Raw genomic sequence first — 14,488 nt, 5'->3', positions numbered from 1 at the left:
ATTCTGCCTATTCAGGACGGCGAATGTCTGAGGGGTGAAACCCCTCAGACATTCGCCAACAGTCTCTTTCAACCGCGCCTACACAAACACTCACGCGCCGACGCGGGTTGAAGAATGGTCGCTTAAAATTACGCGATCTTCTTCAGTCCCTCGCTCGGACGAGAGTTTGTCTAGAAACAGTTTCAACCGCCTAGTCTTCTAATTTTTATAGATTGTCAGGGTCGATTCCTGCTGCTCGGAGTCGATCGAGCAATCGCTGTTTTTCCAGCCGCTCCTGTTCTAACTGAGTCTCAACTTGCTCTAACTGAGTCTCAACTTGCTCTAACTGAGTCTCAGCTTGCTCTGCCCGGTGTTTTTCAACTTCAGCTCGCTCCGAACCAATCAGCAGTAAATTACCATCCAAATCCCACCACCGCAACCAGATTTGTGTTTGATTCTGATAGCTGCCTTCCCACAATCCCAACTCCACTCCTAAAGGCCCAATCGGATAATGCCCGCGCTCGTTGGGAGCTATTTCTTGATAGCAGCCATCTGCCAAGTGATAAACTTCTAACTTGTTAGTTTTTATCTCGAAAATGCCGTAGAAAAGTATGTGGATGATGCGCTCATAAACCCAGAAATTGCCAGGGTTTTGTACTTCTCCAGCTTCATTGTACAAAGGAGTTTTGTCTCTTTCCTCAGAGCCGTTGCCGGAGGCAAATTCGATCGCAATTAACGGAGCTAAATGCTCTTTCCATAGGACGTAGGAGCGGCGAGTTTGACCGTTTACTTTCGCTGGTACGCCGGGAACATAGAACCAGTCCGGGGCTTCTGCACCCTTTTCTGCGGGTTCGGTTTCTCGCCAGTAGATGCCGCAGTCTTGACCGATCGCATATCGTCCGTCAGGATGTCTCTGCTCCAAAATTGGCCCGATCGAATCTGTGAGAATTATGCTCTGGGGGTGTTCTTGAAAGTTCTTCACAAATGTTCCGTCTGACTCTGGTAATTGGGTGTGATCGGGAAGAGGTTTTTGTAAATCTGGGATGATTGTAGAAGTCATGGGATTTCCGATTTCCGATTTTAGATTTCCGATTTTAGATTGTTAACCGCAGATACAATCTATCGATTTTAGATTGTCAGCCGCAGGTATAATCTATTTTGGGGACAAGCAATACAGGCTTTCAATCCTGTTACTAAATTTTGTGTGTATCTATTCTAGACTTGGTACAATTATATCAAATGGATAGGGCAATGCTAATAATAATTAAACCAAATAAAGCCAACCAAACGAGATTTCGCTGACACCAATTTTTGATTGATTGTGGCAGGCCGCCACTGATGTAATTGGTAGTCTGTGGCACAAGTGGCTCGGCTTTGTCGTGATAAAGCGTACATTCTTTGGCGAGGGGACGCTGCGGGTAGTTGCAGGTGTCGTCTTCGTGGTAAATACAGGTATTGCACAAAAATTCTGCGGATGCCGATCGATAAAGCGGGATACCCGGATGACCGAAAGCTTTGAGAGGGGTTTTGCAGTGCCCACAGGCGATCGATCGGGAGTCTACAGGTTGGTGACAGCGGGGACACTCAGGCATTAGACAGCACGGTGATTGGGTAATTTTGTCGGCAGGCTTCTTAGCGGGTTTTCCGAACGCCCATTGGCGAGTTAGACTCGCCAGCAGGCCGCTGGATGCTCCAAAATAGAAAGGTAGGTCAGCGCTGATGTAACTTAAATTGTACAAAGGGTTTCGCAGCGACCGCAGGCGACCTGAGCCGATCGGGTATTTTGGGGCAAACAGTAGGAAAAATCTATGGATAACAATAGCAACTTACTCAAACAACTGGTAATGCTGGGCATTGGTACTACCTCCCTGGTGGCGGAGAAATTGCAGGAAGCCAGCGAGCAATGGGTCAAAGATGGCAAAATCAATCCCGAACAAGCCAAAACCTTTGTCGATGACGTGACTGAACATCTCAAGTCCGAGCAGGGCAATTGGGATACGCAGTTGCAGCGCCAACTCCGAAATATGCTGCAAGATATGGGCGTTCCCCGACAGTCCGAAATGGATGAGTTGCGCGGAAGGCTCGATCGTCTCGAACGTCAGATGCGGGATTTGGAAAACCGTAACTGGCGCTGAGTGCGATCCTCTTTGATGGCTTCGCTCTGCCCGATCGCACGCTTGCTGCTATCGTGTGATAAAATTGTCACCCGAACGCAGAAGGCTCAATCAGGCACTTATGTAGAAAGCAAAAGGTAGAATTACAAACATTCTGACTTCATACTTTCTTTTGCCTTTAAAATTAACTGGCAGCCGCCATCTTTTGGCGGAAAAGTTCAGATAAAATTTTGTAGTTCTGGTTGTACAAGATGTCTTAGATATCTGAGAGATCGCCGTTAAAAGTATCAGGAGGATTAATTTTGCGAGGAATTCTGGTCAGCTTGGGGGTAGTGGTGGTTTGCTTTGTGTTTTTGATAGTCGCTCAAATGAGCGGTTATGTATCCACAGCAGTGGCTTCCGAATTGAATAATCCTGTAACCGATGCTGCGCTTGAGATCCTCTCAGCGAAGTCTTTCACTGAAGATAGCTTGCTAGTAGCTGATGCTAATTTACCAAAGGAACCAGCTACTATCGCTGGCAATAACATGACTGATAATACTGAGAAAACTGTCACCACAGATTCGGGTCTGAAATATGTTGAATTGAAAGAGGGTGATGGGGCGACTCCAAAAACCGGTCAGACGGTTGTGGTGCACTACACTGGCACTTTGGAGGATGGCACGAAATTTGATAGTTCGCGCGATCGCAATTCTCCTTTTCAGTTCAAAATTGGCGTCGGCCAAGTAATTAAGGGCTGGGATGAAGGTGTCGGTACAATGAAAGTTGGAGAACGCCGCAAGTTGATTATTCCCCCTGAACTCGGTTATGGTGCTCGCGGTGCGGGCGGGGTGATTCCTCCTAATGCTACGCTGATTTTTGATGTGGAATTATTGAAAATCGCTGGCTAGGTAGCTCAGCCTCACTAAGCCTAAAACTTTGACGGTGTTCAGAAACCCGGTTTTTTTATTAAGAAACCGGGTTTCTGTGTAAGTTATGGTTGATTTAAGAGCGCTTCGGAGATGCTAGATTGCGGAATGAGGTATATTGGGCATCGAATAATAGTTTGATGATTCCTGTGGGGCCGTTTCGGTGTTTGGTGATGATGACTTCGGCAATTCCGCGATCGGGCGAATCAGGATTGTAATATTCATCTCGGTAGAGCATAATTACTAAATCGGCGTCTTGCTCGATCGATCCAGAGTTATGACTGACAATGCCATCAGCTAACCAAGATTCGACACCAGGAACAGTCAAGTCAAAGACTTCTTCTTCTCCTGCTGCTGAGATATTAATCACTTCATCCCAGAACAAGTCAGAAGATGCTTTTTGAACCAAGGCATCACTACCCAGAAGTTTGCCATAGTCTAAAACCGTTTCTCGTGAAGGAGCAAAACTGAAGTGGGCAGAACCACCGTAGGCTGTTTCTCTCAATATAGACATCTGGCGTGTCGTAACATTACATTCCCGCATACGCTCACGAATAGTCTGAAATACTTCTTTAGGCAAAGTATCTCGGTTAGGATTAGCAACCTTTCCAGCAATTCTCATCTTCAATCGCCCAGCATCTGCTACTTTGCAGCCTACGGAACCAATTTGTTCCAGGAAATTGTCCTGCATGGCTTTGCCAGAAATATCTACGTGGTAAACACAACGATGACTTTTTTGTTGAACAGTCCTAATTCTGGCTACTATGTTGAACCTGAATAACAGCGCAGCCACTCCTTGCGCCAGATAACTGCTGCAAGTCGCAAGGCTAATTTTCGTGGCGCTTTTCTCAGATTTAGGGACGTGGTAAGTGCCATCAGTAGCCCACAGATGGGCCAGAAAACTCGCAACTTGCTGATTATCAAGTTGAAATACTTCTGGGGGAATATGTTTCTCATGGGATCGTTGGTCAAAAATACCCAGATTTCGCAGCCATAGATTGATTCCCCTGGGTTCCCAACGGTTTCCATTACCACTGAAAACTAATTGATGCCAGTTACCTTTACTTTCGTGTCGATTGACTTGGACACCAAAATACTCAGCAGCGGTCTTTACGATTTCACTATTTTCCTCGGATGCAGTGGTATACCTGAGCGGCTGACCCTTAAGATAGCTACCATCTCCCATCAAGTGAGCTAGCAAAGAAATTTCATGTTCCTTCCAGTTAATTGGTTTCTGAGGCTCAGGAATAAATCTGGCAATTGCCACCCGACTTCCCACCTGAACCGAATTTAACTCTTGCCAACCTTGCTCTGTGTAGATTCGATGTTGAGCCGTAGCCTTGAGGCTTCTACCACTGGCTAACTTAAGGACAAAAACAGGCTTGACTCCTACTCGCCAAACCTTGTCACTTTTCGCCACCGCAATCTTTTCTAAATGATTCATCGCCAATACCATTGGCTTTTGTCCCACTAAGTCGCGAATTGGAACTCGGCGACCATTCGCTAACAGTACGGGCGTATCACCAGTAACACATTCCCGTAAATCCGACATCATCGGCCGCTTATTTGTCCTTGCTTCCACACTTCGACTCAACTGAGATAAGGCAATAATCGGCACGTTGAGCTCGCGGGCTAAACCTTTAAGACCTCTAGTAATTCGAGATAATTCTTGCACGCGGTTGTCGCTGCTACCTTCCATTAATTGCAGGTAATCTAGCAAAATCAATCCTAGAGTTCCGCCTTGTTCGGCTTGGAGGCGGCGGGCTTTGGATCGAATCTCCATCACGGTAATATTGGGAGTATCATCAATAAACAGCGGCAATTCTGATAAGTTGCCAATGGCTGTACTGATTGGTTCCCATTCGTTTTGACTGATTCTACCCGATCGCAACCTATTACTTTCTATTTTCGCTTCACTGGAAAGAATACGCTGCACTAGCTGTTCTTTGGACATTTCTAAGCTGAAAACGGCAACCGGAAATTTTTGCTGTCCAGCGGCGATGTGGTGGGCGATGTTGGTACAAAAGGCCGTCTTGCCCATTGCCGGCCTGGCTGCAACGATGATTAAATCCGATCGCTGAAAGCCTCCTGTCATAGCATCTAAATCATAAAAACCGCACGGAATACCGGGAAGCGTCAGGCCTTCATTGCGATTTTCTAAATCTTGAAATGTTTGGTTTAGGGTTTCGCCGATCGATACTAAATCTTGTTGCGGGCGGTCTTGAGTGATGCCGAAAACTTCTTGTTCGGCGCGGTCTAAGACTGTTTCTAGCGGTGCTGCTGTCTCGTAACCTAATTGTACTATGTTGTTGCCAGCTTCGATCAATCGGCGGCGCTGATATTTGTCTTCAACTAGGGCTGCATATTGGTCGATGTTGACTGCTGAAACTGTACGATCGACTAATTGTGCTAATTTAGTTAGTCCTCCGACTTGTTCTAACTGGTTGCGATCGGTCAACCAAGTCGTTACCGTCATTAAATCTGTCGGTTGACCTTGCAAAAATAGCCCTAATGCTGATCGATAAATGACTTGATGAGCGGTGATGGCAAAAAACTCCGGCCGCAGAATTTCAGCAATTCGGGAAATCGCTTCGGGGTCAATTAAAATCCCGCCCAAAATTGCTTCCTCTGCCTCTATGTTTGTCGGCATCAAATCGCTCATTAGTCAATAGTCCTCAATCATTAGTCATTAGTCATTGGTCATTGGTTGCGATTTATTAGTCTTCAGTTTTCAACCTGCAAGTTAGCAGTCCTCAGTCTTTCGTTAGCTGTACTCAGTTCTTAGCTAATGACTAATGACTGATGACTGATGACTAACAACTAATGACTGATGACTGATGACTGATGACTCTTAATTACATGGGGACAACTTGAATGTCAACTTCGGCGGTAACATCTGCGTGAAGTTTGATTTCAGCTTTGTATGTACCAGTGCCGCGAATTTCGGGCAGGGTGATGCCGCGCCGATCGACTTCTTGACTGGTAGAGTTGAAAATCAGCTCTGCTACTTCTTGGTTGGTGACAGTACCAAAAATCGCGTCTCCTTCGCCAACTTGCTTGGAGATGATGAAAGGCCCGGCTGCTTCCAGGGCGGTTTTGCGGACTTCAGCTTGCTGTTTGAGCTCTAACTGGCGCAGTCTTTCTTCTTCGCGGCGGCGCGCTGCTTGCTTCAGAATGCCGGGGGTGGCTCTATAGCCCAATGCTTGGGGTACTAGGTAGTTGCGGGCGTAGCCTGGGGCTACTTCTACTACGTCGCCAGCTTTGCCGAGTTTGCTGACATCTTTGTTTAAAACTAATTGGACGCGCTTGGCCATGATCGTTGCTTGTGGGGTTTTGACTGCAACTTTTTATAATAGCGAAGTTTGAGGGGCGATCGCAAGGGAGAAGGAAGAAGGAAGAAGGAAGAAGGAAGAAGGAAGAAGGATGAGGGATGAAGGAAGAGGGATGAGATATCATTTTTGGTTGGTTCACCCGTCCTCCGCTAAGGTCGTGAAGCAATTGCGGAGGACTCTGTGTCCGCTCGATCGAACCTATGATCGCTCTTTTGCCCGATCGCCCATCAATCGCACTACAGTAGCAACTAACTCATTTGGATCGATCGGCTTAGATAGGTGTTTGTCAAATCCGGCTTGCAAAACTTGGCGCTCGTTCGCTTCTCCAGCATAGGCCGTTAGGGCGATCGCCACCAAATCTCCATACTCTGGCGCAAGCTGAGTGCGGATGTGGCGTATCAGCATATATCCGTCCATTTCGGGCATTCCGATGTCGCTGACGAGTAAATCCGGTGCAGTTTGGGCGATCGACAGCAGCGCCTCAGCAGCAGAAGACACCGCCATCACCTGTGCACCCGCTTGGCCGAGCGCGAAGGCGACAAAATCGCGCGAGTCCGCCTCATCATCTACCACCAAAATTCTGAATCCAGCCAGCGGCAAAGAGGACATATCGGGACTCAGAGACGAATTGACGGCTGCCTCCTCCTGCTTGCTAGAATCATCATTTAATAGCGGCAACCTCACCGTAAACGTCGCTCCTTGACCTTCTCCAGCGCTTTCTACAAATACCGTGCCGCCGTGAAGTTCGATCAGTTGGCGGACGATCGCCAATCCCAATCCCAAACCGCCAAATTTGCGAGTAGTCGCGCCGTCTTCTTGTCGGAAATGCTCGAAAACATAAGGCAAGAAATCGGCAAGAATGCCTTTACCCGTGTCTGCGACTTGAATTTCAATTTCTTGGCGATCGACTTGCGTTAATCTAACTTCAACTCTACCGCCTTCTGGCGTGAATTTTACCGCATTCGATAACAAATTCCACACAACTTGCTGCAAGCGACTTGTATCGCCGAGCACGAGTCCGACATCGGGATTTAAGATTGTTTCGATTTGAATCTTTTTAGCTTCGGCTGCTAATTGCACCGTTTCCAAAGCAGACAAGATAATGGTTGCGACATTCACCGGATCCACAGTCAATCTGAGTTTTCCTTGCAGAATTCTAGACACATCTAGCAAGTCTTCGATTAATTGAGATTGCAGTCTGGCGTTGCGCTCGATTGTCTCCAACGCTTTGGCTGCTTGAGTCTCGCTCAGCTTGCCTGTTAGCAGCAGTTGCGACCAGCCTAAAATCGGACTCAGGGGCGATCGCAACTCATGAGAAAGCACCGCTAGAAACTCGTCTTTAATCCGGTTAGCTCGCTCCGCTTCCGCGCGGGCATTTTGTTCCAATTGCAGAACCATATCGCGCTCGATTTCTACTTGTTTTCGCTCTGTAATATCGATAATAGAGCCAATATAACCCTCAAATTGTCCGCTTTCGGACAATCTGGGAGCCGCCGCATCTATCGCCCAAGAATATCCGCCATCCGGGCGTCGGACACGATATTCCATCCGGAAAGATTCCTGGCCTTGGTTCGTCATCAAAAATGCGTTTTTGGCGTGTTCTCGGTCTTCTGGATGCAGCGCATTTATCCAACCAAATCCCAAACCTGTTTCCTCAGTTTGACCGGTGAATTCATACCAGCTTTCGCTCCAGAAAGTGCAGTAGCCTGTGGAGTCTGTTACCCAGACCATAAATGGAGCGTTGTTCGCCATATTGCGGAATCGTATTTCACTCTCAAGCAGCGCTGCTTCTGATTGTTTGCGTTCTGTAATATCGCGACAGACAATCACTCCGCCTTGGATTTCGTTGCTAGTATCAATTACCGGATAACCGCTGATACTGATCCAGCGATCTTCGCAATTTTCGCGGCGGACAAATACCCCTACATCATTGACATATTCACCTTTGATTGCTCTGGTTAGAGGTAGTTCATTTTCGGGGAAAAGACTTTTTTTGTCTGCTAAAAATAGTCCGTAGGCGCTCGACCATTCCTGAGGGGATTTTTCATTTGTTAGCTGACCGAACATCCCCACGGCGGCTCGGTTAAACAGCACAAATTCCCCTTGTTGGTTGGCAAGAATTAAACCATCACCCATGCTGTCAATAATTACTTGCAGTAACTTTGTTTGTTCTTGCCGCTCGACTTCTGCTCGTTTGCGATTTGTGATGTCGTTGGAGATGCCAATCAAGCCGATTACTTCTCCCGCCTCGTTGCGGTAGGGAGCTTTCATTGCCAGAAATGTCCGAATGCCATCGGGAGATTCTTCGACGCTTTCTGTTTTGCCGGATTCCATAATCCGCAGATCGTTTTCGCTGACTTCGGCTCCTAGTTCTGCTATTGGGTATAAATCGCGATCGCGCCGGCTAATTACTTCAGCAGCAGGTTTGCCCAGTACGTCCAGCGTGGCTGGATTTGCATAAATAATCCGTCCTTCTCGATCTTTGACAAAAATTGGGGTGGGTACTGACTCGTTAATTAGATTCAAAATCGCATTCTTTTGTCGCAGTTCTTCTTCTGTGCGGCGGCGATCGCTAATATCGCTCCAATAAGCCGTAAGTCCTTCGGCTGCTGGATATGCGCTGACTTCTACATACATTTGAAGCGAGGGCGAAAATTCTTCAAACTTGACAGAAACTTGCTCGGAAACGACTCGATGAAATTCTTGATATAGCGTCGAATTCGATGCTGATTCAGCGGGAAATAACTCCCAGATCGATCGACCTAGCAAGTCATTTCTCGATCGAGCCATCAGTTTTTCAGCAGTGGCATTAACGTAGGTATAGCGCCATTGTGCATCGAACGCGATAAAGGCATCGGCAATACTTTCTAGAATATTGGTGACTTGATGATTGGCTTTGGCGAGCGCGAGTTCAGCGTTTTTGCGCTCGGTGATTACTTCCGAAAAAATCATGATCCCGCCAATCTCACCGCTGTTGGTTCGCCAAGGGTGAATTTCCCAGCGCACCCAGTCCATCGAGCCATCAGCCCGGGGAAACGGTTCTTCTGGGCAGATTTCGACTGCTCCCGCCAGACAGCGCTGGTGGATTTGTTTCCAATGATCGGGCAAATCTGGGAAGATATCGTAATGCGATCGGCCCACAATATTTTGAGTGCCGAGCCCGTAACTGGCCAGCCAGCGATCGCTCACCAGCATATACCACATCTGGCAGTCAAACATCGCCACTCCCACAGGCGAATGTTTGACAAACATCCGCAACTTGCTGTAGTGTTCGCGCAGAAGATTTTCCGCCTGTTTGCGATCGGTGATTTCTTGGAAAAGTACGGCGACTTTGCGGCTGTGCGGCTCAGGAGTGCGGAACGCCGAAACCTCAAACCAGCGGTTCATGACTTCCGAGCTCTGTTCAAAGCGCACTGGTTCCCCTGTCAGCGCTACTTTGTCGTAAATCTCAAACCAATAATCTTCGACTTCTGGAATGAGCTCTCGCACCGTTTTCCCTGCCGCTTCTACGATTCCGGTTTGTCTCTCGAAGGCCGGATTGACTTCCAAAAAGCGGTAATCGATCGGCTTTTCGTTGTCGTCAAACAGCATTTCGATGACGCAAAAACCTTCGTCTAGGGACTCAAACAAAGTGCGATAGCGTTCCTCGGAGCGGCGCAAAGCTGCTTCTGCTTGTTTGCGATCGCTAATATCCACAAAAGCCGCCACACAGCCGCGAACTGCGCCCTGTGCGTCAAATAACGGAACTGCATTCACCAACCAATCTAATACCATCCCGTCCGATCGCACAATTTGAATTTCCAGATCCCGCACTTCGGTGCCCGAAGCCGCAGCCCGCTGCATTGGGAGTTCTTGTAGGGGGATTTCCTGTCCGTCGATCAGTTGTCTGAATGGCAGAAGTTCGGCTTGCTCTCCGGTTGCAGAAATATTGGCATCCGGCGCCACTGCGAGCATTGACTGAGCAAACAGGTTAGCGCGAATTACTTTACAATGCGGGTCGTCTGCGATCGCCATCCCGACAGGTAAAGCATTAAATATTGATTGCAGTTCGTTAACTCGGCGCTCTAGTTCCTGATTAAGCCGTTGAATTTCTGTTTTGGTAGCTTTGCGATGGGTAATTTCGTACACCGTCACATTCACGCCCTGTACGCGATCGTCCTGGGCTTTCAGCGGATAGAGACTCAACAGCCAATCGCGTTCTACACCAGGCTGTGCTGAGTTTTTTTCGGTAACTTCGAGCTGTGCGATGGGAATTTTAGTTTCAATAACTTGTCTGTAAAGCGGCTCTAAATCATCTGCCATTTCTGGCAAGATTTCGCGCAATGTTTTACCGATGTGGGCGGCGGCTGGAATTCCGTTAATTTCTGCTAGGCGATCGTTAATGCGGACAAATCGGAATTGGGTATCGATAAAGCAAAGTCCGATCGGAGCGCTAGCATAAATCGCCTCGATTTCTGCAAGTTGTTGCCGCGCCGTTTGGGCTTGTTTAATAAAAGCAGCCTGAGCCGCTTTTTGCTCGGTGATATCTTGAAAATAAACGGCAATTCCCGATGCGATCGGATAAGCTCGTACTGCATACCAAGCATTGAGCGGCCCATAAAAAGATTCAAAACTAACCGTAATTCGATCGGCAGCGCAGCGCCGGTATTCCTGCTCGAACAAACTGCCCACAGATTCGGGAAACTCTTCCCAAACGCTGTTACCAATCACCTCTTGTGGGAGTCGATTCAGCCACCGCGCCGCTTGAGAATTGAGGTAAGTAAATCGCCAGTCTCGATCCAAAGCAAAAAAACCGTCGGAAATACTTTCGAGGGTGTCTGAAAGTTGCGTAACTGGCGGCTGAGTCACTTCTTGTAGCTGAGGTTGAGCGATTTCGGTGAAGGTGGTAATTACTGCATAGGGAGTCGATCGATCTCCCTGAAATAAAGGTTGAGAATTGAGATTCAACCAAATCAATTCTCCCTGCGGTTGATAAAAGCCCATAATAACATTTGAGCTTGGCTGCCCGGTTGAAAGCGCCACCATCGCCGGGTGCGTCTCGCCGGCAAAATCCGAGCCATCTTGACGCACAGTCTGCCACGGACAGTTTATTGAAGAGGAATCCTGCATCTGTTCTGCTGTGAGCCCCAACAGTTCCTGGGCACGAGCATTGCACCCCTGAATGCTGCCGTCTGCCAATTGCAAAACCATCCCTATATCTGTTGGCAAAGGCGCGCCCGGGTAAAGCGCGTTGTTAGAATGCGTTGAAACACAGGGGTCGATTTGCCGTTGGGGTTCAGTATTGCCTAGATTTTTCATCGATTTCTAACAACGGTTTGAGTTTTGGCTAAGCCAATCGCGCTGATTAATTATACGGACATAATTCAGAAGAAATTTTAATTAAAACAGGGTAACAATTCAATCTCAGAGAGATGTCAAAGCCTGTACAATTATTCTATCGTCGCCCTTGGTATTCGTCAAAACCTGTCTTTCATGCCGCGCAATCGAGCGAAGGTTTGGACAGGATCGCGGGTGTTTGCCGCTGATTGGAGGTTGGGAAAATCCCAGCGCAAAAATGGGTTTGTGCTTTTTTCGATGCTGATCGATGATGGTATTGTAGGTTGCGATCGACTGCGCGCTTCTTTAACTTCGGCTAAGCGCTGCTGCAAATCGGGATTGTCACCATCTACGCCGATCGCAAATTGCAAGTTTGTCAGCGTGTATTCGTGGGCACACCAAACTCTCGTATTGTCGGGCAGGTTTCGCAATTGTTCGAGGGAGGCTAGCATTTGAGCCGGAGTGCCTTCTTTCAGTCTGCCGCAGCCTCCAGCAAATAAGGTGTCCCCACAGAACAATTCGCCGGTTTCCCCTTGGTTGCGGGCGGGGAAGTAGTAGGCTATGTGAGCTTTTGTGTGGCCTGGTACAAAGAAGACTTCGGCGGTTCTGCCGGCAAACTCAACGCGATCGCCCCCATGCAAAAATACTTGTTGTCCGGGAATTCTGCCTCGGTCTTCCGCGCCGCCGTAAACTTTAATTTGGGGAAAGCGATCGATCAGTTGCTGGTTGCCGCCTATGTGGTCGTTGTGGTGGTGCGTGTTGAAAATTGCTGTTAATTCGGCTCCGAGCGATCGCACGTGCTGCAAGACTGGTTCGGCTTGGGCTGGATCGACGACGGCTGCTATGTTGCGATCGGGGTCGTGCAGCAAGAAAATGTAATTGTCGGACAGTACCGGGATTCGATAAACCTGCATATAAAACTGCCTCTATCGGAAAATTATTATAGAATTTGATTAGTGTGAGAGCTATACAAAGGCAAAATGCTGAATGTTCAACTCCGCGCATCTATCTTTGGAAGTACAACTATGATACATTATTTATGCTGTTCCACAAATAAACTTGTGGTCTGGTATGCACGATTTTTGGATCAAGAACTGCCACCAGCTTTAATTATTCTGACATAAATGCGATCGAATAAATGCGAACATCTCCAAACAAATCCAATTTAACAATTTCTCAAATGGTCGATCGAATTGTCGCGTCTGGCAAGATTGCTCGCCGAGAACATTTAGTTTTAACATCTACTATCCTATCTGATGATAGAATTTCCGAGGAGGATCGATATCAAATCAATCGGATATTTGATTATATCCAAATTGGTCGCCTCAAGTTTATCGATTGAATTTTTCAGTTGACAGTTGACAGTTGCAGTAGTTAAATCAGCTCCCCCCTAGCCCCCCTTAAAAAGGGGGGAACAAGAGAATTCTCAAATCCCCCCTTAAAAATGGGGAACAAGAGAATTCTCAAATCCCCCTTAAAAATGGGGAACAAGAGAATTCTCAAATCCCCCTTAGAAATGGGGGACAAGAGAATTCTCAAAGTCCCCCTTCTTAAGGGGGATTTAGGGGGATCTCCGGGGAATAAACAGGCTTAACTAAACCCTGTTCACAATACAATCTACCGTTGCAGTTACCAAACAACCCAAAATAAAATGAGTACAGAAAAACCAACAATTTTGGTGACAGGCGGAGCAGGATATATTGGCTCTCACGCAGTATTAGCACTGAAAAACGCAGGTTACGGTGTGATAATTTTGGATAATTTAGTCTACGGACACCAAGACTTAGTAGAGCAGGTTTTGCAAGTGGGATTAGTAGTTGGCGATACCAACGATCGCGCCCTACTCGATAACCTATTCGCCAGCCACGATATTGCTGCGGTGATGCACTTTTCAGCTTACGCTTACGTCGGCGAATCTGTTACCGATCCAGCTAAATATTACCGCAACAATGTCATCGGCACGATTACACTTTTGGAAGCAATGATCGCTGCTGGTATCAAGAAATTTGTGTTTTCTTCTACTTGCGCGACTTACGGCGTACCTGAGCAAATCCCGCTCACCGAAGACCATCCACAAAATCCGATCAATCCTTACGGTGCTACTAAGTTAATGGTAGAACGGATTTTATTGGACTTTGACCCTGCGTACAATTTCAAGTCTGTTTGTTTCCGCTATTTTAACGCGGCTGGGGCAGATCCGAACGGGTTGTTAGGAGAGGATCACAATCCAGAAACTCACCTAATCCCGCTGGTGTTATTCGCTGCTTTGGGGAAACGAGATTCGATCGCAATTTTTGGCACTGATTACGATACTCCTGACGGTACTTGCATTCGGGATTACATTCATGTAAACGATTTGGCGTCTGCTCACATTTTGGGATTGGAATATTTGTTAAATGGTGGCAAATCTGATTTCTTTAATTTGGGCAACGGCGGCGGATTTTCGGTAAAAGAGGTGATAGAAACGGCTCGCCAAGTGACGGGAAAAGAGATTAAGGTTGTTGAGTGCGATCGGCGTCCGGGAGACCCGCCTGCTTTAGTTGGCAGCAGCGAGAAAGCCATCAAAACCTTGGGTTGGTCTCCAGAATATCCCGACATTAAGGATATTATATCCCATGCTTGGCAGTGGCATCAAAAACGCCACTCTCCTTAATATGTAGGGTGCTTATGGCGCACTTTACCATTACAGCAAAGTTTGATTTAATTGTTGTGGGGTGGGCGGGACGCCCGCCCCAAAAATACAATATGCTAAATGCTAATAATCAGGGCTATTTCATTCTAAACAGATCTTTGAGTATGCTACAACTAAAGCCAGCGAGACGTTGAGCTTGAGCCATGT

Annotated in this window: 10 protein-coding genes; 4 read left to right on the top strand and 6 right to left on the bottom strand. The window is 47.4% G+C overall.

All coding sequences use genetic code 11. From position 1 onward, the window contains the following. Window positions 1–205: 205 nt before the first annotated feature. Together QUB66_RS28595 and QUB66_RS28590 are read right to left on the bottom strand one after the other, a co-directional pair. Window positions 206–1,039: a Uma2 family endonuclease gene (locus tag QUB66_RS28595; RefSeq protein WP_332970617.1), complete on the bottom strand. Its 834-nt coding sequence runs from the start codon at window positions 1,037–1,039 to the stop codon at window positions 206–208. 175 nt (window positions 1,040–1,214) lie between these two features. Further along, window positions 1,215–1,571: a zinc ribbon domain-containing protein gene (locus QUB66_RS28590; protein ID WP_265235381.1), complete on the bottom strand. Its 357-nt coding sequence runs from the start codon at window positions 1,569–1,571 to the stop codon at window positions 1,215–1,217. Window positions 1,572–1,787: 216 nt separating this feature from the next. Here QUB66_RS28590 and QUB66_RS28585 point away from each other — a divergent pair, with 216 nt between their 5' ends. Both QUB66_RS28585 and QUB66_RS28580 read left to right on the top strand, forming a co-directional pair. Further along, entirely contained in the window at window positions 1,788–2,114 is a 327-nt protein-coding gene (locus tag QUB66_RS28585) for a phasin family protein (RefSeq protein WP_265235356.1), read from the top strand. A 281-nt stretch (window positions 2,115–2,395) separates the two neighbouring features. After that, entirely contained in the window at window positions 2,396–2,983 is a 588-nt protein-coding gene (locus QUB66_RS28580) for an FKBP-type peptidyl-prolyl cis-trans isomerase (RefSeq protein ID WP_265235355.1), read from the top strand. 94 nt (window positions 2,984–3,077) lie between these two features. Here the strand turns inward: QUB66_RS28580 and QUB66_RS28575 are convergent, their stop codons facing one another. From QUB66_RS28575 to gloB, 4 genes are all read right to left on the bottom strand, one after another. After that, window positions 3,078–5,663, bottom strand: a complete 2,586-nt coding sequence (locus QUB66_RS28575) for a replicative DNA helicase (protein ID WP_265235354.1) — start codon at window positions 5,661–5,663, stop codon at window positions 3,078–3,080. 193 nt (window positions 5,664–5,856) lie between these two features. Next, window positions 5,857–6,315 carry a 50S ribosomal protein L9 gene (gene rplI, locus QUB66_RS28570; RefSeq protein WP_265235353.1) on the bottom strand — a complete coding sequence of 153 codons (459 nt, stop codon included), beginning with the start codon at window positions 6,313–6,315 and terminating at the stop codon, window positions 5,857–5,859. A gap of 216 nt (window positions 6,316–6,531) precedes the next feature. Then, window positions 6,532–11,631: a PAS domain-containing protein gene (locus QUB66_RS28565; RefSeq protein ID WP_332970618.1), complete on the bottom strand. Its 5,100-nt coding sequence runs from the start codon at window positions 11,629–11,631 to the stop codon at window positions 6,532–6,534. Between the two features lie 158 nt (window positions 11,632–11,789). Next, window positions 11,790–12,563, bottom strand: a complete 774-nt coding sequence (gloB, locus tag QUB66_RS28560; RefSeq protein ID WP_332970619.1) for a hydroxyacylglutathione hydrolase — start codon at window positions 12,561–12,563, stop codon at window positions 11,790–11,792. Window positions 12,564–12,787: 224 nt separating this feature from the next. On the opposite strand from gloB, the gene QUB66_RS28555 reads away from it, so the two are divergent. Together QUB66_RS28555 and galE are read left to right on the top strand one after the other, a co-directional pair. Next, on the top strand, window positions 12,788–12,991 hold the full coding sequence (locus QUB66_RS28555; RefSeq protein ID WP_265235350.1) for a hypothetical protein: 204 nt from the start codon (window positions 12,788–12,790) through the stop codon (window positions 12,989–12,991). Between the two features lie 309 nt (window positions 12,992–13,300). Continuing rightward, the gene (galE, locus tag QUB66_RS28550; RefSeq protein ID WP_332970620.1) at window positions 13,301–14,302 is read left to right on the top strand and encodes a UDP-glucose 4-epimerase GalE; all 1,002 of its coding nucleotides are present in this window, start codon (window positions 13,301–13,303) and stop codon (window positions 14,300–14,302) included. Window positions 14,303–14,488: the final 186 nt, after the last annotated feature.

Origin of the sequence: Microcoleus sp. A2-C3, assembly GCF_036706065.1 — a bacterium.
In the GTDB taxonomy this organism is placed as follows: Bacteria; Cyanobacteriota; Cyanobacteriia; order Cyanobacteriales; family Microcoleaceae; genus Microcoleus.
The sequence above is the reverse complement of the archived record's forward strand: the minus strand, read 5'-3'. Positions and strand labels throughout refer to the sequence as shown.